The sequence below is a fragment of the Pseudomonas sp. LBUM1646 genome (assembly GCF_059716165.1).
Genome location: NZ_CP166810.1, coordinates 1,267,492 through 1,293,877, shown reverse-complemented (window position 1 = coordinate 1,293,877; position 26,386 = coordinate 1,267,492). Strand labels below are relative to the sequence as shown.

20 protein-coding genes and 1 pseudogene are annotated in these 26,386 nt (G+C 60.0%); 11 read left to right on the top strand and 10 right to left on the bottom strand.

Annotated features, from left to right (window positions below):
* The first annotated feature begins 196 nt into the window (after nt 1–196).
* From ACA071_RS05615 to ACA071_RS05595, 5 genes are read left to right on the top strand one after another with little or no spacing between them, the layout of a single operon-like run.
* Complete coding sequence (locus ACA071_RS05615) at nt 197–2,263, top strand: type VI secretion system Vgr family protein (protein ID WP_497643486.1); 2,067 nt, start codon at nt 197–199, stop codon at nt 2,261–2,263.
* Nucleotides 2,260–2,955, top strand: coding sequence for a DUF4123 domain-containing protein (locus ACA071_RS05610; protein ID WP_497643485.1), 696 nt, complete (start codon nt 2,260–2,262; stop codon nt 2,953–2,955). Before ACA071_RS05615 ends, ACA071_RS05610 begins: the two co-directional genes overlap by 4 nt.
* Nucleotides 2,952–6,674 carry a toxin VasX gene (locus tag ACA071_RS05605; RefSeq protein WP_497643484.1) on the top strand — a complete coding sequence of 1,241 codons (3,723 nt, stop codon included), beginning with the start codon at nt 2,952–2,954 and terminating at the stop codon, nt 6,672–6,674. Before ACA071_RS05610 ends, ACA071_RS05605 begins: the two co-directional genes overlap by 4 nt.
* Nucleotides 6,674–7,738: a hypothetical protein gene (locus tag ACA071_RS05600; protein ID WP_497643483.1), complete on the top strand. Its 1,065-nt coding sequence runs from the start codon at nt 6,674–6,676 to the stop codon at nt 7,736–7,738. The genes ACA071_RS05605 and ACA071_RS05600 overlap by 1 nt, the downstream gene beginning before the upstream one ends.
* Nucleotides 7,728–8,279: an AP2/ERF family transcription factor gene (locus tag ACA071_RS05595; protein WP_497643482.1), complete on the top strand. Its 552-nt coding sequence runs from the start codon at nt 7,728–7,730 to the stop codon at nt 8,277–8,279. Before ACA071_RS05600 ends, ACA071_RS05595 begins: the two co-directional genes overlap by 11 nt.
* Before the next feature lie 102 nt (nt 8,280–8,381).
* On the opposite strand, the pseudogene ACA071_RS05590 reads toward ACA071_RS05595, so the two are convergent.
* The 10 genes and pseudogenes from ACA071_RS05590 to ACA071_RS05545 form a co-directional block, all read right to left on the bottom strand.
* Nucleotides 8,382–8,507, bottom strand: a pseudogene (locus ACA071_RS05590) (diguanylate cyclase domain-containing protein); the annotation flags it as partial.
* 195 nt (nt 8,508–8,702) lie between these two features.
* Nucleotides 8,703–9,704: a diguanylate cyclase domain-containing protein gene (locus ACA071_RS05585; RefSeq protein WP_497643481.1), complete on the bottom strand. Its 1,002-nt coding sequence runs from the start codon at nt 9,702–9,704 to the stop codon at nt 8,703–8,705.
* A 48-nt stretch (nt 9,705–9,752) separates the two neighbouring features.
* The gene (locus tag ACA071_RS05580) at nt 9,753–10,763 is read right to left on the bottom strand and encodes a chemotaxis response regulator protein-glutamate methylesterase (RefSeq protein WP_497643480.1); all 1,011 of its coding nucleotides are present in this window, start codon (nt 10,761–10,763) and stop codon (nt 9,753–9,755) included.
* Nucleotides 10,760–13,051 carry a hybrid sensor histidine kinase/response regulator gene (locus ACA071_RS05575; RefSeq protein ID WP_497643479.1) on the bottom strand — a complete coding sequence of 764 codons (2,292 nt, stop codon included), beginning with the start codon at nt 13,049–13,051 and terminating at the stop codon, nt 10,760–10,762. Before ACA071_RS05575 ends, ACA071_RS05580 begins: the two co-directional genes overlap by 4 nt.
* Complete coding sequence (locus ACA071_RS05570) at nt 13,048–13,731, bottom strand: chemotaxis protein CheW (protein WP_497643478.1); 684 nt, start codon at nt 13,729–13,731, stop codon at nt 13,048–13,050. Before ACA071_RS05570 ends, ACA071_RS05575 begins: the two co-directional genes overlap by 4 nt.
* Nucleotides 13,728–14,999 carry a CheR family methyltransferase gene (locus ACA071_RS05565; RefSeq protein ID WP_497643477.1) on the bottom strand — a complete coding sequence of 424 codons (1,272 nt, stop codon included), beginning with the start codon at nt 14,997–14,999 and terminating at the stop codon, nt 13,728–13,730. Before ACA071_RS05565 ends, ACA071_RS05570 begins: the two co-directional genes overlap by 4 nt.
* Nucleotides 14,996–15,532 (bottom strand): chemotaxis protein CheW, encoded by a 537-nt coding sequence (locus ACA071_RS05560; protein ID WP_497643476.1) that lies wholly within the window; start codon nt 15,530–15,532, stop codon nt 14,996–14,998. The genes ACA071_RS05565 and ACA071_RS05560 overlap by 4 nt, the downstream gene beginning before the upstream one ends.
* A complete protein-coding gene (locus tag ACA071_RS05555) occupies nt 15,532–17,154 on the bottom strand; it encodes a methyl-accepting chemotaxis protein (protein ID WP_497643475.1) in 1,623 nt (540 codons plus the stop codon). Before ACA071_RS05555 ends, ACA071_RS05560 begins: the two co-directional genes overlap by 1 nt.
* Nucleotides 17,155–17,250: 96 nt before the next feature.
* Nucleotides 17,251–18,342 (bottom strand): acyltransferase family protein, encoded by a 1,092-nt coding sequence (locus tag ACA071_RS05550; protein ID WP_497643474.1) that lies wholly within the window; start codon nt 18,340–18,342, stop codon nt 17,251–17,253.
* Between the two features lie 256 nt (nt 18,343–18,598).
* The gene (locus tag ACA071_RS05545) at nt 18,599–19,321 is read right to left on the bottom strand and encodes a tellurite resistance TerB family protein (protein ID WP_497643473.1); all 723 of its coding nucleotides are present in this window, start codon (nt 19,319–19,321) and stop codon (nt 18,599–18,601) included.
* Between the two features lie 187 nt (nt 19,322–19,508).
* Here ACA071_RS05545 and ACA071_RS05540 point away from each other — a divergent pair, with 187 nt between their 5' ends.
* The 6 genes from ACA071_RS05540 (at nt 19,509) to ACA071_RS05515 (ending at nt 26,240) form a co-directional block, all read left to right on the top strand.
* A complete protein-coding gene (locus tag ACA071_RS05540) occupies nt 19,509–20,423 on the top strand; it encodes a LysR family transcriptional regulator (RefSeq protein WP_169371442.1) in 915 nt (304 codons plus the stop codon).
* Nucleotides 20,424–20,555: 132 nt separating this feature from the next.
* Nucleotides 20,556–22,013 carry a gamma-aminobutyraldehyde dehydrogenase gene (locus ACA071_RS05535; protein ID WP_497645273.1) on the top strand — a complete coding sequence of 486 codons (1,458 nt, stop codon included), beginning with the start codon at nt 20,556–20,558 and terminating at the stop codon, nt 22,011–22,013.
* Nucleotides 22,014–22,095: 82 nt separating this feature from the next.
* Entirely contained in the window at nt 22,096–23,247 is a 1,152-nt protein-coding gene (ydcS, locus tag ACA071_RS05530; RefSeq protein ID WP_497643472.1) for a putative ABC transporter substrate-binding protein YdcS, read from the top strand.
* 189 nt (nt 23,248–23,436) lie between these two features.
* A complete protein-coding gene (locus ACA071_RS05525; protein ID WP_429528682.1) occupies nt 23,437–24,474 on the top strand; it encodes an ABC transporter ATP-binding protein in 1,038 nt (345 codons plus the stop codon).
* A gap of 1 nt (nt 24,475) precedes the next feature.
* Nucleotides 24,476–25,423, top strand: coding sequence for an ABC transporter permease (locus ACA071_RS05520; protein WP_497643471.1), 948 nt, complete (start codon nt 24,476–24,478; stop codon nt 25,421–25,423).
* Entirely contained in the window at nt 25,413–26,240 is an 828-nt protein-coding gene (locus ACA071_RS05515; RefSeq protein WP_497643470.1) for an ABC transporter permease, read from the top strand. Before ACA071_RS05520 ends, ACA071_RS05515 begins: the two co-directional genes overlap by 11 nt.
* The last annotated feature ends 146 nt before the right edge of the window (nt 26,241–26,386 follow it).

The following is a 26,386-nucleotide window of genomic DNA, read 5'->3' as shown; positions in this document are numbered from 1 at the left end:
TGTCACGGCAGCCCGCCTGGCGGACTGAATGCGCTTCAATTCCGTTTTGTCAGCCTCAAATGAAGGAAATCTTCCACAGAAAAAATCCATATCAGCAAAACGACTATTCCTACACCCGAAACAGACTTGCCCTGCATAAACCCCGCATTCACTCATTCACAGTCCCGCCCTTCTAAAACAGCACTAGGGATGTGTGATGTTCGGCCCTGCCAACCAAGCCTCTTTCCTCCTGGACATCGAGGGGTTTGCCCACGATCTGCGAGTCCTTGAGTTCACCGGCAAGGAAGCCATCAGCCAACCTTTTCGCTTTGATCTGAAACTGGTCAGCGAACGTCCCGATCTGGACCTGGAAAGCCTTCTGCATCGAATGGCTTTTCTCAGTTTCGACCGCCACGGCGCCGGCATTCATGGCCAGGTTTACCGCGTCGGACAGGGCGATGCGGGCAAGCGCCTGACCCAATACCAGCTCAGCCTGATGCCCAGCCTTGCCTGGCTGGGCCACCGCGTTAACCAGAAAATATTCCAGAAGCTGAGCGTGCCGCAGATCATCGCCCAGGTCCTGGAAAGCCACGGCATCCTCCGTGATGGCTACCGCTTCACCCTCGGCACCGATTACCGCCCACGGGATTACTGCGTCCAGTACGGCGAGAGCTGCCTGAGTTTTCTGCAGCGACTGTGCGAAGAAGAAGGCCTGCATTACCACTTTGAGCACAGCCGCGAGGGGCACGTGCTGGTGTTCGGCGATGATCAAACGGTATTTCCCAGACTCCACCGCCCCACCGCCTACCTGCAAGACAGCGCCATGGTCGCCGATGCCCCGGTGATCAACGCCTTCACCCTCGCCCTGGAAACTCGCGCCACTGCCGTGACCCGCCGCGACTACGACTTCGAAAAGCCTTTGCTGCAATTGGAAAGCGGTGCGAAAGATCCTTCGCCGCTACGACTCGAAGACTACGGCTTCCCCGGTCATTTCACCGACCGCGAACAGGGCAAGCACCGCGCCCGGCGAGCCCTTGAGCGGCACCGCAGCGATTATCGGCAAGCCACCGGACGCAGCGATCAGCCGATGCTGCTCAGTGGCCATTTCCTGCCCCTGACCGACCACCCGCGCCAGGAATGGAACGACTTGTGGTTGCTGACAGAAGTCATCCACACCGCGAAACAACCGCAAGTGCTCGAAGAGTCGATCACCAGCGCCCCGAGCGACGATTTTTCCCAAGGCTACCGCAACACCTTTCTTGCGACACCGTGGGACACCCCTTTCAGGCCCGCGCTCGTTCACCCCAAAACCACGATCAACGGCTACCAACACGCCGTGGTCTGCGGCCCACCCGGCGAAGAAATCCACTGCGACGAATATGGGCGTGTCCGTGTTCAGTTCCCCTGGGACCGCGACGGTGAGCACAACGATCACTCCAGTTGCTGGGTGCGCGTCGCCAGCGGCTGGGCTCACGACCGTTATGGCAGCGTGCTGATCCCCCGCGTCGGCATGGAAGTGATCGTCGGTTTTTACCAAGGCGACCCAGACAAACCGTTGATCGTCGCTTGCCTGGCCAATGGCGCGAATCGGCCCCCGCTCGACCTCCCCGCCGAGAAAACCCGCAGCACCTTCAGAACCCAAAGCAGCCCTGGCGGCGGCGGTTTCAACGAACTGCGTATCGAAGATCGCAAAGGGGCCGAGGAAATTTCCGTCCGTGCCCAGCGCGATTACGTACAGCACGTGCTGAACGACGAACGGGTTCAAATCGACAATCAGCGCAGCATTGTGGTCGGCGGCAACGACCGTCATGAACTGCGCGCCGAAGAACAGCGCATCACCCATGGCAACCGGCTGACGGAAATTCGCCAAGACGACCACCTGACGGTGCATGGCGACCGCCATATCCGCGCCACCAACCACCGGTTGAGCGCTCAACAGCAGGTCCACGTCAGCGCCGGCCAACACGTCGTCATCGATGGTGGCGCCAGCGTCACGATCCAGGCCGGTGGCGCGTGGATCACGATCAATGCGGCCGGCATTTTCAGCAGCGTGCCGGTTGCGCAAGGCGGTTCGCCCATGCCGCCGATGGCGGCCACCCCCGTGGCGCTCGACGCGAGCGAGCCAGCACTCGCCGAAACAGTTTCAACCGCCTTACTCAAACAACTGCTCGGCGACGAAGCCTTGATTGAACTCTGCCAGATGCCCAGCGGCGGTACGCCGATGGACTGCCCGCTGAGCGACTGCCAATGCCGCAAAGCCCTGGGCTATGGAGATCGCTCATGAATACATGGATTTTGCTGGAGCGCCCCGCCGCGCAACTCGAAACGCTCTATCGCTTGGCGGCACATCCCGACACCCAGAAGCTGTTCACCGGCACTTCACTCGACGGTTTCGCCGAGCACAGCCCGCTGCTGGTCCGGCTGAACAACCAGCCAACGCTCTCTCAGGCGATCGAGCAAACCCCGGCGCAATGGCCCGGTCTGCTGATCGAAAGCACGTGTGACAAGCCCTCGGTACTCGCGCATCTGCGCCAGATGCTGTTCGTCAACTTCGACCAGCAACGCAAAGGCGTGCTGCGCTACAGCAACCCGACCGTCGCCAGCTATTTTTTTTCCGCGTGTACCGCGCAAGACCTCAGCCTGTGGCTCGGCCCGATCAGTCGTCTGCGCTGGTTCGGTGCGACGTGGGCCGCCCAAGTGACAGATGAAATCGGCTGGCAACAGTTGCACAACCCGCACGCGGCGGACTGGCGCATTGAATGGACACACCGGGCAATGGTGCTGAGCGTCCCTCAGGAAGAGGCACTGACGCGCCAGCGCAATGAACAATTTCTCTATCACTGGTGGCAGCAACATCCCCAGCATTCCTTTGTGCAAGCCAGTTATTTGCTGGAACAAGCCCTGACTCAGGGCATCGACGACAGCGAAGACATCAGCGCCTTCCTGAGCGCCCACTGCACGCAGGTTCAGTCATGACGCGCCTCGGAAAGTTGACCGCAGGCCCAGGCTGCGAGCGCGACAAGCTGATTGTCCAGGTCATTAGCACGGGACATTCGAAAAACCAGCGACTGCTGATCGTTGATCAGTCGGGCCTGGGACCACTCCAAGCCCTGACCGATGAGGCCGTGTGCGAAACCGAGCGTTCAACCAACGTCCACAGCGAACTGTTTGTGTGGGATTGGTCGGCACCGCTCAAGCACCAATTGTGGCTGGAGATTGCCACCGCCCAAGGCCCGCCCATTCGCCTGCCGTTGCTGGAGGATGTGCGTGTCACACCGCGTCAACTGGAAGCGCAGTGGAATCAGATCGTGCCGGTGCTGCCTTTCGTCGCGCTGCCCGGGACTCGCAGCAAGTACGACCTCGGGACGCCGGTGCTGTGCCGCAGCGGTTATGTCTACGTGTTTTACCGTGATCGTCTCTGGCGGGAGCTGGAGGTGCGACAGGACGACGAACTCACGACTTATCGCGATATCGATCTGCAGGCCTATCGCCTGAATCAGGCATTCAGCAGCGATTACCGACAGGCCAGTGGCGTCGATCTCAGCGACATCTGGCTGCCCGCGACCTGGAACAATCTGCCTGCCGAAGCTGTGCAACTGTGTTTCAGCGAAATCCAGCTCAGCGCTGCACGCCTGAAACGTCTGGAGGAGGACCCAGAGTTGCGCGCCCAGCGGTGTCAGAGTCCCGCATTACAGTGCGAGAGCCAGACGTTCGAACGGCTTTTTGACCAGCAGCCCGATGGGCAGGCGATGCAGGAAGCCTTCAGTGGTTTCAACCTATGGGATGCACAAGCGTCCGATGCCGCAACCAAGGCCAGCATCACGTGGCACAACCTGGCCGCACGAGCCTTTCCCGTCAGCCTGATCGCCACGCAACGGGCACGCCAAAGCGGTTTCGAATATGTGCTGGAGCATCCCGGGCGCTACGTGTGCGACCTCTCGGGACAATTCGCGGCGCAGCGTAAAACCGAAGCCGAGGCCTGTCTGGATCAGTGGGAGCAAGGTGCTACAGCTGCGTTACCTGAAACGTTTGAAAGCAGCGCTTGGGCCGATTGCCTCGCCACGTTGCTGGATCAATTGCGTGGAAAAACACCGAACACCGATGACGCCGATCTCTGGCAGCCCCAGCCCACGGTCGTTGACGTGCTGGAAGGCGCTCGGCAACGGCGTGTGTGCGGCGTGCTGCTGGAAGACCCACGCCACCGTGTGCGGCATCTGGTGTCGCAGATCCAGCAACAACAGCAACTGCTGACGCTGTATGCCGAGCGCGCCAGCCTGCACCCCCACCACGCCAGCGCGGTCATGGTTCAGCAACTGATCGTGCCGGCGACCATCGGCGGCCAGAAAAACCCGTTGCACGCCTGCTTCGACAAAGTGAAAGAGGCGGGCCGCCGCGACATCAACCGCTTCACCGCCACGGCTGAACGCGCGTTGCTTTGGCAACAACTGAACATGGCGCAGGCTCTGCTTGCCGAGTGCCTGCAACAACCGGTCACCCAGCAAACGTTGGCCGATCATTTGAGCCTGGAAGACTTCGATTACCTGGCGGCGCTGTTTGCCGTCAGCCAGGTTTTCGCCAGCCTCGCCACCGTGCCCGCGCAACTTGATCCGCTGGCCCGCAATGGTGATGTCACCCATGCGCTGACCGGGTTGAGCCTTTACAGCCCGCAGGCCAGTGTTGGCCAGACGTTGCTCAATGACATCGCTCACGACCCGACGCACCCGCTGCACGGGATGCTTTGGCCGGCCGTTGATGAAGCCGCGTTGGCTGCGCCTTACGTGCCGCCCACCGAGAAAACGGTTAACGAGGGCGATGGTTGTTTACGAGCCCAACACCTCGCTGAATTCGAAACCGACCCGGGGCCTTACTACCCGCAGGTCGAACACCTCGACGGGCATTTACTGGAAGGGTTACTGGCCAGTGGCAGCCTGAACAGCACACTGACTGGCCAATCGAAAGCGGCGGCCAGCACGTTAGTCAGCATTTACGAAAATCTCGCTGGCGCTTTAGAAACCGCCAGCAGTGCGGTGAAGGCACAGGTCGCACACGCCCCCACCAGCGCCTATCTGCATGGACTTGGCGTGGGGTTGTTGCGCAGTTTGATGCCCAAGACCTTTGGTGAAATGCACTTCATCAATCGGCGGGATGCTGATCCGCAGCGGTATCACCTGTTTGGTTTGTCCGACGTGCCGGTGGGGGATCAGCGGCCACGGCGGGTGATGGGGGAGTATCTGGATGCTCAGGGGCGGCCGTTGAAAGTGGGGAATGCGGCAGATGTGTTTGAGACGCCAAGTGCCCCGCGTATAGGGAATTACAAACTGCTGGTGATGCCGGTGGATCATCCGACGGTGCACAGTCTTAGTGAGCTGAATCGGCGGATTAATGCTGTGCATAAAGCGGATGTTGAGGCTCGGGGGACGGATAACGCGACAGTGAAAGGCGCGTTGCAGCGTGGAGTGGATGAGCATGCGGATTTGGCTAATAGCCGGATGCATCGCGTGTTGGGCTCGTTGCCGTTTGCGGCGGGGGTTTTGATGTTGGAGGTTTGGAATGTTCGGACGGAGTGGGAAAGTCGGAAGCAGGTCGCACGGGAAAAAGGGTTATTTCGTGTAAACATTGGCGCATTCGGAGCTGGGTTGGATCTAGCTATCGCTTTGGAAATGCTGACAGTAAAACTTGCCGGTACCGAATCAGTTTTAGCGGCTGGTCGCAAGGTGCTGTTCAGTATTTCAGATGAAACCGTGAAAACCTTAAATTCTCTCTTAGCCAAGTATTTAGTTAAGGAATTTACCGTGCGTCTGGTTGCGCAAATAACCAGTGGTTTGGTTCTTGCGGCCATTTGCCTGACAGACGCTTGGTATGCATGGACATGGGGCGATGACGCCAGTTGGGGCTATCTGATGATGGCTGTGGGTGGAGCAGCCAGCGCTCTCAGTGGCCTGGTTATCAGCAGCGTCACCTTTCTTGGACTTGGTCCGGCGGGTTGGGTGGCACTGATATTGATCCTGATCGGCGCTGGTCTCGCTTGGTGGCTGACCGACAAGCCCATCGAAGAATGGCTGGTTAATGGCCCTTTCGGCACTCAAGTTCATTCTGACAATACGCACCTGCTGGATCCACAGCGCGGTTTCTATTATCTGATCAGTTTGTTTGCGGACATCCGCATCAGCGTGGGTTCCAACCCTGAATTCGTGCCCAACGCCAAACATGACATTCACGCAAAGACGCCGTTTCAAGTGATCTCGTCTAACACTTGCATCCGCATCGAAAGTAACTTACCAGGTTTAATTTCAAACTTGGGCACGCTCAGTATCAATGCTCACTGCCGACTCAATACATTCGAACTCAAGGGTGGGCGCCTAAAAAGTGAAACCGTGCCATTCAAAAAACTGATTAACATTCAGCTCGTCTCGCCCAAAGCACAAAGGCTTATACCGCAAGGTCTGGAACTATTTTTCGACACCTCACCGAACTACGCCTTCGATTTGGTTACAGGGTCTTCTGGCGTCGCACAACAATGGCAAGTGAGAGCGCAGTGTGTGCTGGAACAAAAAAATCAACGCTGGCACTTTCATGCGCCACCGCCAAAGGACGGCACGCCATTTGATGAGTCCCACAAAAAACCGAACTTCGAAAACGAAGGTGAACTTTATTGGGCTGATGAACTTACAAATAAATCGCGGAATGGCAACTAATGACTGATCAATCTTGGTACGCCCAGACTGCCTATGGATGGAATGAGCCCCCCCAACAAGAACGCTCGGCGGAACGTCCGTGGATAATGCGTTTTGCCAAGGCCAGACTGCCTTGGGGCAATACGGATGACATAACGTCGGTAAACCATCTCGAAAAATTCTCACCAAAAACACTACGTCAACATGAAGAAATTAAAAAAGAGCGTGAAGAGAAAATTGCAGCAGACAACTATTCTCCCACCCCACAAGAACTTATTGATTTCCACATAAGGGATGACCATGAACGATTCAGATACGCGACGCTTCCTGCGAGCTCTCACTTCTGGCTATATATGAAAGCCTTCGGAAAATGGTTTTTTTACATATTTTTCATATTTAGCATTCCAAGTCACTTCGTGATGACTTCAGCAACTACAGAACCATTCTGGAAACTGACAAAACGCTCAATATTCGAGTATTACTCCTGGTTTTTCGGCATACCACTCCTATCCTGGGCAATCGGCTCAATAGTCATCAAACACTTCCCCAGCCTCTGGCTAAAACCCTCCCGAGGCCCCATCTGGGAACTCAACCGCCGCACCGGTCTGGTCACCGTCTTCGACTACAAAAACAACGGTGAATACAAAAAGAACGGCACCATCGGTGAACTCACCGCGCCGTTCTACGAATTCGACGCCTACATCGCCACGTCCCCGGACAGCCAGGGCATGCCGATGAATGTGCTTTACCTCGCCCATCGCTACCGCAACATCATGATCAACTTCGGCGCATTACTCTGCCCCGGCCCCGAGTCGCAACCCGCGTGCGCCCTGTGGGATTTCATCCAGAACTACATGGACGTCAGCCGCCCCTTACCGGACCTGCCCCAATACGAGGAATACCGCCACCTCGACCCCACCACAGCCGAATACGACCGCCGCACCGGTCGCAACCCGCGTTTCTGGATCGACATGGACGAAGCAACGTTCAAGCAGGTGGTCAGGGAGATGCATCAACGCGTCGCCAGCATCGATACGTTTCAACGACCGAACCTGATGGCCAGGTATGTGACGTATGTCGATTAATCAGCCACCACCCGATAACGGTCCACTGCACACTGATAACCCCGATGCACCCGCAAACACCAACGACTACGCAATCATCCGAGTTCGCCACAAGAAGTCGGGGGCTTTGGCTTGGCGCGTATCGTTGTTTAGGGAAGGCGTCACGAAGGTTCATAAGGAATTTACGTTCATCAGCCATGGCGGTGAGCGTCCGGCGCGTGCCGCTGCCGAGCAGTTTCGCAACAAACAGATGCTCCGCTTCCCACCGCCACTGAGCCGCACGATCCGGCAAAAGCTGCGTGCCAGTAACACCAGTGGCCTGGCGGGTGTTTCACGACAGACGAACGGCAAGAACACCTACTGGATCGCGCAAACGACGACCCGTGAAGGCAAAAAACTGTCCCGGTCATTCAACGTGGAAAAGTTCGGGGAAGAGCAGGCGAAACACAAGGCTATCGAGGCGCGAAAGGAGCAGCTAGCGACCATCGAGCATCGGACTTTTCGTCATCATGGCGGTGAAAAACTCTACGGCGAATTGCTGCTGGGGGTCTCGACAGCGTAGGAGGAATGCTGGTGGGCCGCTTCGCAGCCCACGGGGGCAAGCCCCCTCACCACAGGGTGTTAGACAGGCGAGAGATCTATGTCAAAGACACATCGGTGCCCGTCACTCAATCCCCACCTGATTGCGCCCATTATTCTTCGCCAGATACAGCCCCTTGTCCGCCGCCGAGATCAATTGCCGGCAATCGCTGCCCGGCTGCGGGGTAATCGTCGACAGGCCGATGCTGATGGGGTGAATGATTTGGCCCGAACCACGAGGAGGATGGCGTTTGTAGCAGCTGTCGAGCCTGCGAGGCTGCGTTCGAGGACGAAGTCCTCGCCACCGCGTCATACCTGAAAGAACGAGTCGTCTGGTTTTACGACGGCTTCGCCGCCGAACGCAGCCTCGCGAGCTCGGCAGCTGCTACCAAGGAATGGTGGTGGATTATTCAATCCCCACCTGATTGCGCCCATTATTCTTCGCCAGATACAGCCCCTTGTCCGCCGCCGAGATCAATTGCCGGCAATCGCTGCCCGGCTGCGGGGTAATCGTCGACAGGCCGATGCTGATGGTCAGGCTGGAACCTTCGACCGGAAACACATGCGGAATCTTCAACGCCGCTACCGTCTGGCGCAGCTTCTCCGCCACCAGCCGCGCGCCGCCCGGCGAGGTGTTGGGCAATACCAGCACAAACTCTTCGCCACCATAACGCGCCGGCAAGTCCGAAGGCCGGGCGCTGGCGTCGCGAATCGCGGTGGCGACTTTGCGCAGGGCTTCGTCGCCTTCCAGGTGGCCGAAGCTGTCGTTGTAGGACTTGAAGTAGTCCACGTCGATCATCAGCAGCGACAGCTGAGTCTGGTCGCGCAACGAACGGCGCCATTCCAGTTCCAGGTATTCGTCGAAGTGGCGGCGGTTCGACAGGCCGGTCAGGCCGTCGGAGTTCATCAAACGCTGCAAAACGAGGTTGGTGTCGAGCAACTGCTGCTGGCTGACCCGCAATGCGCGATAAGCCGCATCCCGTTGCAGCAAAGTCATGTAGGAGCGCGAGTGATAGCGGATACGTGCCACCAGTTCGATGTTGTCCGGCAGTTTCACCAGATAATCGTTGGCCCCAGCCGCGAACGCCGCGCTTTTGATCAGCGGGTCTTCCTTGGTCGACAGGACGATGATCGGAATATCCTTGGTCGCCGGGTGGTTGCGGTACTCGCGCACCAGCGTCAAACCGTCGAGACCGGGCATGACCAGGTCTTGAAGGATCACCGTCGGCTTGATCCGAATCGCCTGGGCGATGGCCTGGTGCGGGTCGGCGCAAAAGTGGAAGTCGATGTTCTCTTGATTCGCCAGACCGCGCCGAACCGCCTCGCCGATCATCGCCTGATCGTCCACCAACAACACCATGGCGGCGTTTTCGTCGGTCTTGAAGTCGTCGAGCTGTAAGTCATTCATGTGCGGTCACCTGAGTACTACTTGGGCCAGGATTGCTGGGAAAAGTCTTCATTTGGGGAATATCTCCAGCAATCGTGGCGCTATCTTTTCCAGTGGGCGAATTTCCACGGCCGCGTCGATGGCTGCGGCCGCCTTCGGCATGCCGTACACCGCACTGCTGTTCTGGTCCTGAGCGATGGTCAGGTAGCCCTGCTGGCGCATGAGTTTAAGCCCCTGCGCCCCGTCGCGCCCCATGCCGGTCAACAAAACGCCCACGGCGTCGCCGTTCCAGTAACTGGCCACGCTCTCGAAAAACACATCGATCGAGGGCCGGTAAATCTCGTTGACCGGTTCGGCGGTGTAGGCCAGCGTCCCGTTCTTCAACAAGCGAATATGGTGATTGGTGCCGGCCAGCAACACCGTGCCGGCCTGGGGTGGTTCGCCTTCCTGGGCCAGGCGCACGTTGAGGCCGCTGGCGCTGCTGAGCCATTCGGCCATGCCGGCGGCGAACACCTGGTCCACGTGCTGGACCAGCACGATGGCGGCCGAAAAATCCCGCGGCAGGCCCTTGAGCAGGACTTCCAGCGCCGCCGGCCCGCCCGCAGATGAACCGATGGCCACCAGTTTTTGCCGCGACCCCGAACTGCGCAGCGGGCTCGGCGCCGACCGCACCCGGTTGCCCTTGTCGCCGATCAGCCAACCGATGTTCATGATCTTGCGCAGCAACGGCGCCGCCGCCTCAGCCGCATTGCCGGCGCCGATGGCGGGCGTATCGACCACATCCAGCGCACCGTGGCCCATGGCTTCGAACACCCGGTGCACGTTCTGTTGGCGGTCCACCGTAACAATCACGATGGCGCACGGGGTGTCGGCCATGATTCGCCGGGTCGCCTCCACGCCATCCATTACCGGCATGATCAAGTCCATCAGGATCAAGTCCGGGGTGTACTCGGCGCAACGTTGCACCGCCTCGGCGCCGTTGCTGGCCACCCAGATCACCTGATGCGCCGGTTCGAATGCCACGGCGCGGCGCAGGGCCTCTACCGCCATGGGCATGTCGTTGACGATAGCGATTTTCATGCCCGCGCTCCCCCGATGAGCTCAACCACTGCATCGAGCAGGGCGTCGTCATGAAAACTGGCTTTGGCTAGATAATAGTCGGCTCCGGCGTCCAGTCCACGACGACGGTCTTCTTCGCGATCTTTATAGGACACCACCATAACCGGCAGCGATTGCAGGCGATTGTCCCGGCGCAATAAAGACACCAGTTCGATGCCATCCATGCGCGGCATGTCGATGTCGGTGATCAGCAAATCGAAATCCTCCGAACGCAGGGCGTTCCAACCATCCATCCCATCCACCGCCACGGCCACGTCGTAGCCGCGATTGAGCAGCAACTTGCGCTGCAACTCGCGCACGGTCAGGGAATCGTCCACCACCAGAATCCGCTTGCGCGCCGCTTCCGGGGTTTGATTACTGTGGCGGGCAATGCGCTCCAGACGCCCGGTGTTGAGCAGTTTGTCCACCGAACGCAGCATGTCTTCGACGTCGACGATCAATACCACCGAACCGTCGTCGAGCAAGGCCCCGGCGGAAATATCCTGAATCTTGCCCAGCCGCTCATCCAGCGGCAATACGACCAATGTCCGCTCGCCAATAAAGCGCTCGACCGCCACGCCATAGATCGCATCGCGCTCGCGAATCACCACGACCTTGAGGGTTTGCGGACTGTTCTGGCTCGCCGGGCGCTGCAATAACTGACTGGCCGCCACCAGGCCGACATGCCGGCCTTCGTACCAGAAGTGCTGGCGACCTTCGAGCTGAACGATGTCTTCCGGCTCCAGGTCGCACATGCGCTCGATGTGCGCCAGCGGAAAGGCATAGGCCTCGTCGCCGACTTCCACCACCAGGCTGCGCACAACCGACAGGGTCAGCGGCACTTCCAGATGGAAACGACTGCCCTCGCCCACCGTCTGCTCCAGCACCACCGCGCCGCGCAATTGCCGGACCATATGCTGAACCGCATCGAGTCCGACGCCACGCCCGGAGACTTCAGTGACCTTGTCCCGCAGGCTGAAACCCGGCAGAAACAGGAACGTCAGCAGTTCTTCTTCGCTCAACTGCGCAGCGGTTTCCGCCGGAGACAATTGCCGCTCAATGATGCTGCGGCGAACCTTCTCCAGATCGACGCCATTGCCGTCATCGCTCAGTTCCAGCACCAGTAGACCGGCCTGGTGCGACGCGCGCAGACGGATCAAGCCTTCAGGTGGTTTGCCGGCCAGCAGCCGTTGTTCCGGGGTTTCAATGCCATGGTCCACGGCGTTACGCAGCAGATGGGTCAGCGGCGCCTCGAGTTTTTCCAGCACGTCGCGGTCGACCTGGGTCTTTTCGCCTTCGATCTCCAAGCGCACCTGCTTGCCCAGGTCGCGGCCCAGATCACGGACCATCCGCACCTGCCCGGTCAGCACGTCGGCAAATGGCCGCATGCGACAGGCCAGCGCGGTGTCGTACAACACCTGCGCACGCTGACTGGCGTGCCAGGCGAATTCATCGAGTTCGGCGTTCTTTTCCACCAGTAATTGCTGGGATTCGGCCAATAACCGCCGGGCATCGTCCAGCGCTTCCTGGGCTTCCAGGCTCAAGTTCTGATCCTTGAGATGGACGTTGAGGTTTTCCAGGGCGCGCAGGCCATTGCTCTGCGTGCGTTTGAGACGCTGCATGGTGGCCAGGTGCGGTTTGAGCCGCAGGGTTTCCACCAGGGATTTGCTCGACAGATCGAGCAGGCTGTTCAGGCGTTCGGCGGTGACCCGCAACACCCGCTCACCGTTTTCGGTGGTGCGTTTGGTCTTGCGTGGCGGCTCGGCGGGGGCGATCGGTGGCGATTCGACGACCGGAATCGGCACTTCGACCACGGGGGGCTGTAATTGCTGTTCGTCCATGAATGGCGCAATCGGCGTGCTGATCGGCGGCGCCAGCGCCATCGGATCGAGCAACCGTCCCATCAGCGCCACATAGGCATCGATTTCTATCGCCGAAGGGGCATTGGTCGGCGTCGCGATGCGCATCAACAGGTCGGTGCCCTGCAACAACGCATCGATGTGCTCCGGGCGCAGATACAGCCGCCCTTCCTGAGCACTGACCAGGCAATCCTCCATCACATGGGCGACGCTGACCCCGGCGTCCACGCCGACAATCCGCGCCGCCCCCTTGAGCGAGTGCGCCGCACGCATGCACGATTCCAGGTGATCGGCCTGGGTCGGATCGCGTTCGAGGGCCAACAGACCAGTGCTCAGCACCTGAGTCTGGGCCTCGGCTTCCAGGCTGAACAGTTCCAGCAAAGAGGCGTCGCGCATTTGCTCGGGGGTCATGTGAGGCTCCGGGTCACGGCGGACAACAGCTGTTCTTCATCCAGCCAACGCAGGCTGCGACCTTTGAATTGCAGCACGCCACGGGTGTATTTCGCACTAGTCTGGGCACCGGACTGGGACGCGGCATCGAGGATGCGTTCGTCGATGGCGTGAATTCCGTCCACCTCGTCCACCGGCACCACCACCGGGCCACCCCGGGCAGCAATGATCAGCATGCGCGGCATGACCCGAGCGCCATTTGCCACCGGGTTGGTGGTGTCGAGGCCGAGCAATTCCACCAGCGACAGGCACGCCACCAGGGCGCCGCGCACATTCGCCACGCCGAGCAAGGCCCGGGAGCGCTGGTGCGGCAAGGAATGAATGGTTTGCAGCGGCGCCACTTCCACCAAGCTGCGAGTGGCCAGGCCCAGCCATTCTTCGCCGAGGCGGAACATCAGCAGCGAGCGGGTCTTGACGTCGGTTTCAACCGCCGTCGCCACTTGCTCGTGATGTTCCTGCTGCAAGGCATAGCGGTCGAGCAAACGGGTGGCGGCGGCGGAATACACCGCGCAATTGCGGCAGTGAATGTGTTCGACCAGCAGCGGGCAGGACTTGTCACCGTGGATGCCGATACGGTTCCAGCAGTCGTCGATGGCCTGGGCATCTTCATGGGTGACGCTCAAAGTGTCGCTGATGCTCATCGTTTACGCTCACTGTCGGCGGCGCGCTCGCTGCGGGCGGCGCGGTCCTGCAATCGTCTGGCGCCCGCCGTGTCGCCCTGGGATTGCAGCAAGGCTGCCAGGTGCATCAACGCGTCGGGGTGCTGCGGTTCGAGGTACAACGCTTTGCGATAAAACCCTTGGGCTTCCAGTGCGCGGCCGGCCACATCACTGAGCAGTCCCAGCCAATAAAATACCTGAGCCACCGGCTCGTGGCTGCGCAGATAACTTTCGCAGGCCGCACGAGCTTCGGCACTTTTGCCTTCGTTGGCCAGGGCGGCGATGTTCGCCAGCAGCGCGGCGGCGTCCGGATTGGCGGTTTTCACGGTATTGGGCAACGGCACCACGGTGGCGAACGGGCGGCTGCGCACCGGCGGCGGAGTCACGCTGCGCACCGGTTGACGCACTGGCAGCGGAGTTGGAACGAACGTCGGCAAAGGCTCTGGCTCCGGCACGCTTTGGCGGCTAAAGGCAAACGACTGCGGAATGCCGATCGAACGCATGCCCAGACGCCCGAGCAAGCTGCCCTCGGCCGGACCGATAAACAGCACACCGTCGACGTGAGTCAGGCGCTTGAGCACTTCGAAAACTTGCTGCTGGGTCGGCTGGTCGAAATAGATCAGCAGGTTGCGACAGAACACAAAGTCATAGGGCGGTTCGCCGGCCAGCAGGGCCGGATCCAGCAGGTTGCCGACCTGCAAACGCACCTGTTCCAGTACCCGCTCGCTGAGTCGAAAACCCTCCCCTTCGGCACTGAAATGCCGCTCACGAAAGGCGATGTCCTGCCCGCGAAAGGAGTTCTTGGTGTACACCGCGCGCCTGGCTTTTTCCACCGAGAGCGGGCTGACGTCCATGCCTTCGACCTTGAACTGATGCGGCTTGAGTCCGGCATCGAGCAAGGCCATGGCGATGGAATACGGCTCTTCGCCGGTGGAGCACGGCAGGCTGAGGATGCGCAAGGCGCGCATGTTGTTGATGTCGGCCAGGCGTTTGCTCGCCAGTTTCGCCAACGTGGCGAAGGATTCCGGGTAACGGAAAAACCAGGTTTCCGGAACGATCACCGCTTCGATCAGCGCCTGTTGCTCATCCCGCGAACCCTGCAAGGTGTGCCAATACTCGTCGGCGGTCAGCGCCTGGGAGGCGGTGGTGCGTTGACGCACGGCACGTTCGATGATCGCCGGGCCCACCGACGCGACGTCGAGGCCGATGCGGTCCTTGAGAAAATCGAAAAAGCGCTGGTCGCTGCTCATGGCTGTTCCTCAACCTGTGTCAGGTCCAGGGGCGGCGATGGGAACAGTAGCGCACGCACCTGCTCATCCAGCAGATCGGCAACCCGCACCCATTGCAGCAAACCCTGGGCGTCCTTGCGCACCGGACCGAGGTACGGCGCCTGGCGATTGTCCAAGCCATAAGGCTGAAAATCCGCCGGGTTGCAGCGCAGGGTATCGGTGGCCTGCTCCAGGATCAGCCCGAGCAGTTGCGCAGGCGTGGCCTCGTCCGGCCGATAGTGCACCAGCACCAGCCGCGTGCTGGTGCGAGCCTGGGCCGGTTGGCCGAACGTCAGCGCGCTGAGGTCGATCACTGGCACCACCGCGCCGCGATAGGCGAATACCCCGGCCACCCAATCGGGCGCCCGGGCAATCGGCTTCAATGGCACGCGCGGCAGCACTTCCGCCACCTCGATGGCTTGCAGGGCGTAACGCTCGTTACCGACGCGGAACACCAGGAACAGCGCCTGCTTCGCCGACACCACGGCAGTGCGTTTGGCCGCGAGTTCGCTCATCAGACTTTGAATCGCGAGACGCCGCTGCGCAGCCCGACCGCCACCTGACTCAGTTCGTCGATGGCGAAGCTGGCCTGGCGCAAGGACTCGACGGTCTGGCTGCTGGCATCGCCCAACTGCACCAGCGCGTGGTTGATCTGTTCGGCGCCAGTGGCCTGGGCCTGCATGCCCTCGTTGACCATCAATACTCGCGGCGCCAGCGCCTGGACCTGATGGATGATCTGCGACAACTGCTCGCCGACCTGCGTCACTTCGGACATGCCGCGGCGCACTTCTTCGGAGAACTTGTCCATGCCCATAACCCCGGCCGATACCGCCGACTGAATCTCACGGACCATCTGCTCGATGTCGTAAGTGGCTACAGCGGTCTGGTCCGCCAGCCGTCGCACTTCAGTGGCGACCACGGCGAAACCGCGCCCGTACTCTCCGGCCTTCTCGGCTTCGATGGCGGCGTTGAGCGACAACAGGTTGGTCTGGTCGGCGACCTTGACGATGGTCACCACCACCTGGTTGATGTTGCCGGCCTTCTCGTTGAGGATCGCCAGCTTGGCGTTGACCAGATCGGCCGCGCCCATCACCGAGTGCATGGTGTCTTCCATGCGCGCCAGGCCTTGCTGCCCGGAACCGGCCAATACCGAGGCCTGATCGGCGGCGGTGGAGACTTCGGTCATGGTGCGCACCAGGTCGCGGGACGTGGCGGCGATTTCCCGGGACGTCGCGCCGATTTCAGTGGTGGTGGCGGCGGTCTCGGTGGCGGTGGCTTGTTGTTGCTTGGACGTAGCGGCGATTTCGGTGACCGAGGTGGTGACTTGCACCGAAGAGCGCTGGGCCTGGGACACCAGCGACGTGAGCTCGGTCATCATGTCGTTGAAGCCGGTTTCCACGGCGTTGAATTCGTCCTTGCGCTCCAGGTTCAGACGACTGCTGAGGTCGCCGGTGCGCATGATTTCGAGTATCTGCACGATGCGATTCATCGGCGCCATGATGGCGCGCATCAGCAACAGGCCACAGAGGCCCGCGGCCAACACGGCAATCAGCAGGGAAACGCCCATGATGATCTTCGCGGTGACCACGGCGTCATCGATGTTCGCCATGTCCTGGTCGGCCACGGCTTTGTTTTCACGCAGGATGTCATTGAGCTTCACGCGCCCTGCGGTCCAGGTCGGGGTCAGTTGTTCGTTGAACATCTTGATGGCCTCGGCTTCCTGATTGCGCTTATGCAAATCGAGCACCGCGGCGAGGGTCTTGTTGTATTGCTCATGGAGTGTTTCGAAGGCGGCGAATTCGACCTTGTCCTCCTCCGTGGTGACCGTTTTGCGATAGCTGTCCATCGCATCGACTACGCGCGCCTCGAAGCTTTTGAAGTCGGCGGCGTCTTCGGCACTGATGCCCTGCCCTTCCTTCAAGCCGAGCATTTCCTGGGTCTGGAGAAAACTGTCGACCCAGGCGCCACGAATGGTCGAGCTGTAATAAACCCCGGGCAATGCGTCGTCACGCACGCTTTGTTCACTGACTTCTATCTTCAGCAGCCGGGAATACGAGACGACCACCATCAACAGCATGATGGCAATAATGACCGCAAAGCTCGCCAAGATGCGTTGGCGCAACGTCCAGTTCTTCACAGTATGTCCTCGGGGCCATTTTCAAATGCTGCGGAGTATAGCTGAGGGTGTCTCATTTATAAGACGGCAGACCTGCCACTTCTCATTCTGGCGCCACTACCTTCCAGCGCTGCTGTCGTTTGCCGGTGTATTCAGCGGCGGCGCACTGTGTGTGGTGCCGGACTGTAGCCTCTTGTTGAGGGATCTTCCGAGGCTGACGCAGGGCTTTTCCAGCAAGGTATAGCTGATGCTCGAGAGTGCGAGCGTCGCCAGGATGTACAACAGAAAAACACCCACGTTGAACGCCGCCGGCAAGTTTGTGGCGGACGCCGCCCACTCCAGAAAGAAGGGATGCACGAGATAAACCGAATAACTGATGGTGCCCAGATAGATCAGGCCTTTTATTGGCCGGCGCAAAAACAGGGTCATGGCGATAGCAAACGCTATCCCTGCCAGGTAGCTGACCCAATAGGAGTAGGGGTTTTCGTTATGCCCATAATTGGCGTTATAGGCGAGAAAACAAATGAAAGGCAGGAAAACGAAGAACAGTGCGATCCATATATAAACGTACTTGCGATCCAACTTGCTGGTGGAACCCAAACTGACGTCTCGCCAGAAACTGCCAAAGAACATGATCGACAGGCATAACGGCAATCCCACGGGGATTTTTTTGGCCAGATAGAATCTGGCAACTGAAAAAACCAGCGCCACGACCAACAGCCCGACAGCCGCGCCAAATCGTACGGAGACACGTCCCAGCAAGCCGACGCTAAATAGCGCAGCGCAGGACATATAAAAAAACATCTCCATGATCAGCGTCCAATAGACACCAAACAAATCGGGCGCCCTCAACAGTGACTGAAACATCGTCATGTTGATCAGTACGGTATTAACCGGGACCGGCGTCGATAAAAACCAGTACGAACTGATCACGGCCAGCGCTATGGAAAACCAGTAAGCCGGGTACAGCCTGAAGAATCTGGAAATGCCAAAGGCAACTAACGCATGTTTTCCTTCTTTCAGGCTATAGGGAATGACCATCCCGCTGAGCAGGAAAAAGATGACGACACCCATTTGCCCAAGGTTCACGTAGGTGAAAAAGAAGGTGTCTTTGAGCGGTGTTCGTTCGATGAAGTGAGCCACCACGACCATCATCGCAGCGATGCCTCTGAGGGCATCCAGGTGCGACAGGCGATTCTGCGAGGTCATGCGTTGCATCCTTTGCGAGGCCTGCGCTTTGGCGTCGGCAATATCAAGTTTCCGTGCCGTTGCAGGCAGCGGTGTAGAGCGGGGACTTTCCGCTATCTCGGGGAAGGAGTGCCAGTGGCGTATCGGCAGAAATGGGCCGTGGATTGGTCATTGGGAGATGTGTTGGGGTTGAGGATGCCTTCGCGGGCAAGCCTCGCTCCTACAGGGTCTCAAATCATGTAGGGGCGAGGCTTGCCCGCGAAGGGGATTTCAAAATTTACATGGAAGCCTGCCGCACCTGCTTCTCAAGCTCCACCTTCAACCCCGGCTCAAGCTTCAACTGCCGCGCCAGTTCATCGAGGTAGGACTTCTCCATGAAGTTCTCCTCATCCACCAGCATGACACTGGCGATGTACATCTCGGCGGCCATTTCCGGGGTGCTGGCGGCGCGGGCGACGTCGGTCGGGTCCAGGGGTTTGTTGAGTTCGGCGTGCAGCCAGTGTTGCAGTTCCTGATCGTTATCGAGCTTGGTGAATTCACCTTCAATCAACGCGCGTTCGCGCTCATCGACGTGGCCATCGGCTTTGGCCGCTGCCACCAATGCCTTGAGGATCGCCTGGCTGTGCAACTCAACCTGCGCCGGCGGCAAGCGATCGACGGTTTGCGGTTCAGTCTTCGGCGCCGTGCCCTGCTGGGCCTGCCAGTTGCCGTAGGCCTTGTAGGCAATCACGCCCAGCGCCGCGAGCCCGCCGTAGATAGCGACTTTACCGCCGACTTTGCGGACCTTCTTGTTACCCATCAGCAGCCCCATCGCCCCAGCCGCCAAAGCACCACCGCCCGCCCCCGAGAGCAAGCCGCCGAGGCCGCCCGAGCCACCGCTGCCGCCGAGCAAGCCGCCCAGGCCACCGCCAGAAGGTTTGTTCTGATGACCGCCAGACTTCTTCTGCAACATGTCCTGACCGGACTTGAGTAGCTGATCGAGCAATCCACGGGTGTTCATTTGCTGCCTCCACGAATTCGGGGTAACCGGATCATTAAGGTCACCAGCCTAGATCGAAAGTGCCCGGCGCCTGCCTGTGAGAGTGCTTCGAGATGTTGCTTGGCAACACTCGCTCAATTCGGGCCATCGATTAAAAAGATATACACTCGAGCAAATCTATAAAAACCGCCCACTGGGTACTTTTTCCATGATGACCTTGCGTCAGATCCGACATTTCATCGCCGTGGCCGAGACCGGATCGATCTCCGCCGCCGCGCAAACCGCGTTTATTTCCCAGTCCACCCTGACCCTGGCGATCCAGCAACTGGAACAGGAAATCGGCGTCAGCCTGTTCAACCGTCACGCCAAGGGCATGACGCTTACGCACCAGGGTCATCAATTCCTGCGCCAGGCGCACTTGATTCTGGCGACCGTGGATAACGCCAAACGCAGCCTGCAACAGAGTACCGACCAAGTCGCCGGGCAGTTGATCGTCGGTGTGACCAGCCTCGTCGCCGGTTACTACCTCGCGGATTTACTGACTCGATTCCAGCGCGCCTACCCCAACGTCGAGATCCGCGTGATGGAGGACGAGCGCCCGTACATCGAGCACTTGCTGGTCAGCGGCGAAATCGATGTCGGTGTGCTGATCCTCTCTAACCTCGAAGACCGCCACGCGTTACAGACCGAAGTCCTGACCCATTCGCCCCACCGCTTGTGGCTGCCGGCCCAGCACCCGCTGTTGGAACACGACAGCATCAACCTCGCCGACGTGACGCGCGAGCCGCTGATTCAGTTGAACGTCGATGAAATGGACCGCAACGCCCAGCGCATGTGGTCGGCGGCCTCGCTGCAACCGCGCATCACCCTGCGGACCGCGTCGACGGAAGCCGTGCGAAGCCTGGTCGCCGCAGGTTTGGGCGTGTCGATCCAGCCCGACATGACTTACCGCCCATGGTCTCTGGAAGGCGACATCATCGAAGCCCGGCCGATTGCCGACCTCAGCCAGACCCTGGATGTCGGCCTCGCCTGGCGCAGAGGCACCGCGCGCCCAGCACTGGTCGATCCATTCCTGACCGTCGCCCGTGAGCAGCCTCATGGCGGGCGCAAGCCATCTATTTAATCGAACGCCACCTTCAGTATTTAGCATTTGTCGACCTCGGGCCCGCGCACTAGTCTTGTTACATATTTATAAGACGGCCGGGCCCCAGTCACTGGGAGCACCATGGCCACACAAGAAAAGAGAACCCGAAAAATGGCTGGCGCGCAGACCCCGTTGTTCACCGCGTTGTTGATCGATGGCGAATTGGTCCAGGGCCAGGGCTTTGTCGAGCCGATCCTCAACCCCGCCACCGGTGAAGTGCTGACGCATATCGCCGAAGCCAGCACCGAGCAAGTCGAAGCCGCGATCCTCGCCGCCCACCGCGCCTTTGCCAGTTGGTCACGGACCACGCCGCAGCAACGCTCGAACTTGTTGCTGGACATCGCCAACGCCATCGAAAAAAACGCCGACCTCCTCGCCCGTCTCGAATCCCTGAATTGTGGCAAGCCGTTGCACCTGGCCCGTCAGGACGATTTGAGCGCCACGGTGGATGTGTTCCGTTTCTTCGCCGGCGCCGTGCGTTGCCAGACCGGCCAGCTCAGCGGCGAATACCTGCCGGGTTACACCAGCATGGTGCGGCGCGATCCTATCGGGGTCGTCGCGTCGATTGCGCCGTGGAACTACCCGATCATGATGGCCGCCTGGAAAATCGCCCCGGCCCTGGCCGCCGGCAACACGCTGGTGTTCAAGCCGTCCGAACATACGCCGCTGTCGATTCTGGCTTTGGCGCCAGTGCTGGCCGAAATCCTGCCGCGCGGGGTGATCAACATCATCTGCGGTGGCGGTGAAGGCGTTGGCAGCCATTTGGTCAGCCATCCGAAAGTGCGCATGGTCTCGCTGACCGGCGATATCGTCACCGGGCAGAAAATCCTGCAAGCCGCGGCGAAAACCCTGAAACGCACCCACCTCGAACTCGGCGGCAAAGCGCCGGTGATCGTCTGCAATGACGCGGACATTCAAGCGGTGGTCGAAGGCGTGCGTACCTACGGCTATTACAACGCCGGTCAGGACTGCACCGCCGCGTGCCGGATTTATGCACAGGCCGGGATTCACGACCGCTTGGTCGCCGAACTGGGCGCAGCGGTCAGCAGCCTGCGCTTCGCCGGTAAACGCGACGCCGACAATGAAATCGGCCCGCTGATCAGCACCCGCCAGCGCGACCGCGTGGCCAGTTTCGTCGAGCGCGCCCTCGGCCAGCCGCACATCGAACGCGTCACTGGCGCGGCGGTGCATTCCGGCGCCGGTTTTTATTACCAGCCGACCTTGCTCGCAGGGTGCAAACAGAGCGATGAGATCGTCCAGCGCGAAGTGTTCGGACCGGTGGTCACCGTCACCCGTTTCGATGAACTCGAGCAAGCGGTGGACTGGGCCAACGATTCGGAATACGGCCTCGCCTCTTCGGTCTGGACCCAGAACCTCGACAAAGCCATGCAGGTGGCGGCGCGCTTGCAGTACGGCTGCACCTGGATCAACAGCCACTTCATGCTGGTCAGCGAAATGCCCCACGGCGGCCTGAAACGCTCGGGCTACGGCAAAGACTTATCCAGCGATTCGCTGCAGGACTACAGCGTGGTGCGGCACATCATGGCCCGCCACGGCCAGCATCTCTGACTACGCTAATAACAAGCCGCCAACGGCATGCTTCACCACGTTCACAACTGCCCCGACCATAATTAAAGAAGAGGGAAACCCCATGTTCGTGCACAAGACCGCACTGCTCAGTGCAATCACCACTGCGCTCCTCGCCAGTGCCAGTATCCAGGCCGCCGAACCGCTGAAAGCCGTCGGTGCCGGCGAAGGTCAGCTGGATATCGTGGCCTGGCCCGGCTACATCGAACGTGGCGAGAGCGACAAGGCCTACGACTGGGTGACCGGTTTCGAGAAGGAAACCGGCTGCAAGGTCAATGTGAAAACCGCCGCCACCTCCGATGAAATGGTCAGCCTGATGGCCAAGGGTGGTTACGACTTGGTGACTGCGTCCGGCGATGCGTCGCTGCGGTTGATCGGCGGCAAGCGGGTGCAGCCGATCAACACCGCGTTGATCCCGAACTGGAAAGGCCTCGACCCACGCCTCAAGGATGCGCCGTGGTACGTGGTCAACCAGCAGACTTACGGCACTCCCTATCAGTGGGGCCCGAACGTGCTGATGTACAACACCAACGTGTTCAAGACTGCGCCGACCAGTTGGGGCGTGGTGTTCGATGCGCAAAACCTGCCGGACGGCAAGGCCAACAAGGGCCGCGTGCAGGCGTATGACGGCCCGATCTACATCGCCGACGCGGCGCTGTACCTCAAGAGCACCAAGCCGGAACTGGGAATCAAAGATCCGTATCAACTGACCGAAACCCAGTACAAGGCCGTGCTCGATCTGTTGCGCGCCCAGCAGCCGTTGATTCACCGCTACTGGCACGACACGACTGTGCAGATGAGTGACTTCAAAAACGAAGGCGTGGTCGCGTCCAGCGCCTGGCCGTATCAGGTCAACGGCCTGATCAACGAGAAGCAACCGATCGCCTCGACCATTCCGAAAGAAGGCGCTACCGGTTGGGCTGACACCACGATGTTGCACGCCGAGGCCAAGCATCCGAACTGCGCCTACAAATGGATGGACTGGTCGCTGCAACCGAAAGTCCAGGGTGACGTAGCGGCGTGGTTCGGTTCGTTGCCAGCGGTGCCGGCGGCGTGTACCGGCAGTGAACTGTTGGGTGCCGAGGGCTGCAAGACCAACGGTTTCGACCAGTTCGAGAAGATCGCCTTCTGGAAAACCCCGCAGGCTGAAGGCGGCAAGTTCGTGCCGTACAGCCGCTGGACCCAGGATTACATCGCGATTATGGGCGGTCGCTAAGCCCCTCGTAGCAGCTGCCGAGGCACGAGGCTGCGTTGCGTGTCCGCAGGACCGCCCTCGGGGGCCGCTGCGCAGCCCATCGCAGCCTCGTACCTCGGCAGCTGCTACGGCTCTTCACCTCGATTCAGATTTTTCAGAAGTCCAGGCAGGGCCGCTGCGACGGCCCTCGCCTTTTTGGAGCACCGCACCATGACACTTGCAGTCCAATTCACCAACGTTTCCCGGCAGTTCGGCGAAGTGAAGGCCGTTGACCGGGTTTCCATCGATATCCAGGACGGCGAGTTCTTTTCCATGCTCGGCCCTTCCGGCTCGGGCAAAACCACGTGCCTGCGCCTGATCGCCGGGTTCGAACAACCGAGCACAGGCTCGATCCGCATTCACGGTGAAGAAGCCGCCGGGCTGCCGCCGTATCAGCGTGACGTGAACACGGTGTTCCAGGATTACGCGCTGTTCCCGCACATGAACGTTCGCGACAACGTCGCCTACGGTTTGAAAGTCAAAGGCGTCGGCAAGGCCGAACGCCTGAAACGCGCCGAAGAAGCCCTCGACATGGTCGCCCTCGGGGGCTACGGCGAGCGCAAACCGGTGCAACTCTCGGGCGGTCAACGCCAGCGTGTGGCCCTGGCCCGCGCCTTGGTCAATCGCCCACGGGTCTTGTTGCTCGATGAGCCATTGGGCGCCCTCGACTTGAAGCTGCGCGAACAAATGCAGGGCGAGTTGAAGAAGCTGCAACGCCAGCTCGGCATCACCTTCATCTTCGTCACCCACGACCAGACTGAAGCGCTGTCGATGTCCGATCGCGTGGCCGTATTCAATAAAGGTCGCATCGAACAAGTCGACACCCCGCGCAACCTCTACATGAAACCGGCGACCACGTTCGTCGCCGAATTCGTCGGCACCTCCAACGTGATTCGCGGCGATCTGGCCAAGCAGTTGAGCGGCAATCCGCAGCCGTTTTCGATCCGTCCGGAACACGTGCGCTTCGCTGAAGGCCCGCTGGCCAGCCATGAGATCGAAGTCAGCGGATTGCTCCACGACATTCAGTACCAGGGCAGTGCCACTCGCTATGAAGTGAAACTGGAAAACGGCCAGACCCTGAACATCAGCCAGGCCAATGTCCAGTGGCTGGACACCAGCGCCCAGCACCAGACCGGGCAACGCATCAGCGCCCGTTGGGCGCGCGAAGCCATGATTCCGTTGCACGACAATGTTGTTGGCGGGGTGTGAGATGAACACCTTGGCAATCTCTCAAACCCCGACCAGTGGTTCGCCGCTGCGGCGGTTTTCCAACCTGCTGTATCGCCGACCGAATTTTTACCTGGCGCTGTTGCTGGTGCCGCCGCTGCTGTGGTTCGGCGCGATCTACCTCGGCTCGCTGCTGGTGCTGTTGTGGCAAGGCTTCTACACCTTCGATGACTTCACCATGGCGGTCACCCCCGACCTGACCCTGGCGAACTTTGCCGCGCTGTTTCAGCCGTCGAACTTCGACATCATCCTGCGCACGCTGAGCATGGCGATTGTCGTGTCGATTGCCAGCGCTATCGTCGCGTTCCCGATTGCTTACTACATGGCGCGTTACACCACCGGCAAGACCAAGGCGTTTTTCTACATCGCGGTGATGTTGCCGATGTGGGCCAGTTACATCGTCAAGGCGTATGCCTGGACGTTACTGCTGGCCAAGGGCGGGGTCGCGCAATGGTTCGTTCAGCACTTGGGGTTGGAGCCGGTTCTGCAATTCGTGCTCGGGATTCCTGGTGTTGGCGGCAGCACGCTGTCGACCTCGCATCTGGGGCGATTCATGGTGTTCGTCTACATCTGGCTGCCGTTCATGATCCTGCCGATCCAGGCCTCGCTGGAACGCTTGCCGCCATCGCTGCTGCAAGCCTCGGCGGACCTTGGGGCGAAGCCGCGCCAGACCTTTATGCAGGTGATTTTGCCGCTGTCGATTCCGGGTATTGCGGCGGGCTCGATCTTCACGTTTTCGCTGACCTTGGGCGACTTCATCGTGCCGCAACTGGTGGGGCCGCCGGGCTACTTTGTCGGAAGCATGGTTTACGCCCAGCAAGGTGCAATCGGCAATATGCCGATGGCGGCCGCGTTCACGCTGGTGCCGATTGTGTTGATCGCCATTTACCTGACCATCGTCAAACGACTGGGGGCCTTCGATGCGCTCTAAACCTGTGAAGCAAGGCGATCAAGCATCGCTGGGGCTGAAAATAGCGGCTTGGGGTGGGCTGGTGTTTCTGCACTTCCCGATCCTGATCATCTTCCTGTACGCCTTCAACACCGAAGAAGCGGCGTTCAGCTTTCCACCCAAGGGCTTCACCCTGAAGTGGTTCAGCGTGGCGTTCTCGCGTCCCGACGTGCTGGAAGCGATCAAGTTGTCGGCGGAAATTGCTGCCATCGCAACGTTGATCGCCATGGTCCTCGGCACCCTCGCCTCAGCGGCGTTGTACCGCCGGGAATTCTTCGGCAAGCAGGGCATCTCGTTGATGCTGATCCTGCCGATTGCGTTGCCGGGGATCATCACCGGGATCGCGTTGCTGGCGACGTTCAAGACGCTGGGGATCGAGCCGGGGATGTTCACCATCATCGTCGGCCACGCGACCTTCTGTGTGGTGATCGTCTACAACAACGTCATCGCCCGTTTGCGCCGTACCTCGCACAGTTTGATCGAAGCCTCGATGGACCTCGGCGCCGACGGCTGGCAGACCTTCCGCTATATCGTCCTGCCGAGTCTCGGTTCGGCGTTGCTGGCCGGCGGCATGCTCGCCTTTGCCCTGTCATTCGACGAGATCATCGTCACCACCTTCACCGCCGGCCATGAACGCACCCTGCCGCTGTGGCTGCTCAACCAACTCAGCCGCCCACGGGACGTGCCGGTGACCAACGTCGTCGCGATGCTGGTGATGATGGTGACCATGCTGCCGATCCTCGGCGCCTATTACCTGACCCGGGGTGGTGAAAGCGTGGCGGGCAGTGGCGGGAAATAGATCAGTAACTGACAACGACTACCCCTGTAGGAGCAAGGCTTGCCCGCGATGCTTTTGGCGTATCCAAAGACGCCATCGCGGGCAAGCCATGCTCCTACAGGGAACGGTTCCGGCAGAAAAATAATAGTTTCGATGAGGACAGAACC

Excerpts from the sequence above, each read along its gene's own strand:
- ACA071_RS05615 (WP_497643486.1), top strand. The coding sequence starts at position 197 with ATGTTCGGCCCTGCCAACCAAGCCTCTTTCCTCCTGGACATCGAGGGG.
- ACA071_RS05610 (WP_497643485.1), top strand. The coding sequence starts at position 2,260 with ATGAATACATGGATTTTGCTGGAGCGCCCCGCCGCGCAACTCGAAACG.
- ACA071_RS05605 (WP_497643484.1), top strand. The coding sequence starts at position 2,952 with ATGACGCGCCTCGGAAAGTTGACCGCAGGCCCAGGCTGCGAGCGCGAC.
- ACA071_RS05600 (WP_497643483.1), top strand. The coding sequence starts at position 6,674 with ATGACTGATCAATCTTGGTACGCCCAGACTGCCTATGGATGGAATGAG.
- ACA071_RS05595 (WP_497643482.1), top strand. The coding sequence starts at position 7,728 with ATGTCGATTAATCAGCCACCACCCGATAACGGTCCACTGCACACTGAT.
- ACA071_RS05585 (WP_497643481.1), bottom strand. The coding sequence starts at position 9,704 with ATGAATGACTTACAGCTCGACGACTTCAAGACCGACGAAAACGCCGCC.
- ACA071_RS05580 (WP_497643480.1), bottom strand. The coding sequence starts at position 10,763 with ATGAAAATCGCTATCGTCAACGACATGCCCATGGCGGTAGAGGCCCTG.
- ACA071_RS05575 (WP_497643479.1), bottom strand. The coding sequence starts at position 13,051 with ATGACCCCCGAGCAAATGCGCGACGCCTCTTTGCTGGAACTGTTCAGC.
- ACA071_RS05570 (WP_497643478.1), bottom strand. The coding sequence starts at position 13,731 with ATGAGCATCAGCGACACTTTGAGCGTCACCCATGAAGATGCCCAGGCC.
- ACA071_RS05565 (WP_497643477.1), bottom strand. The coding sequence starts at position 14,999 with ATGAGCAGCGACCAGCGCTTTTTCGATTTTCTCAAGGACCGCATCGGC.
- ACA071_RS05560 (WP_497643476.1), bottom strand. The coding sequence starts at position 15,532 with ATGAGCGAACTCGCGGCCAAACGCACTGCCGTGGTGTCGGCGAAGCAG.
- ACA071_RS05550 (WP_497643474.1), bottom strand. The coding sequence starts at position 18,342 with ATGACCTCGCAGAATCGCCTGTCGCACCTGGATGCCCTCAGAGGCATC.
- ACA071_RS05545 (WP_497643473.1), bottom strand. The coding sequence starts at position 19,321 with ATGAACACCCGTGGATTGCTCGATCAGCTACTCAAGTCCGGTCAGGAC.
- ACA071_RS05540 (WP_169371442.1), top strand. The coding sequence starts at position 19,509 with ATGATGACCTTGCGTCAGATCCGACATTTCATCGCCGTGGCCGAGACC.
- ACA071_RS05535 (WP_497645273.1), top strand. The coding sequence starts at position 20,556 with ATGGCTGGCGCGCAGACCCCGTTGTTCACCGCGTTGTTGATCGATGGC.
- ydcS (WP_497643472.1), top strand. The coding sequence starts at position 22,096 with ATGTTCGTGCACAAGACCGCACTGCTCAGTGCAATCACCACTGCGCTC.
- ACA071_RS05525 (WP_429528682.1), top strand. The coding sequence starts at position 23,437 with ATGACACTTGCAGTCCAATTCACCAACGTTTCCCGGCAGTTCGGCGAA.
- ACA071_RS05520 (WP_497643471.1), top strand. The coding sequence starts at position 24,476 with ATGAACACCTTGGCAATCTCTCAAACCCCGACCAGTGGTTCGCCGCTG.
- ACA071_RS05515 (WP_497643470.1), top strand. The coding sequence starts at position 25,413 with ATGCGCTCTAAACCTGTGAAGCAAGGCGATCAAGCATCGCTGGGGCTG.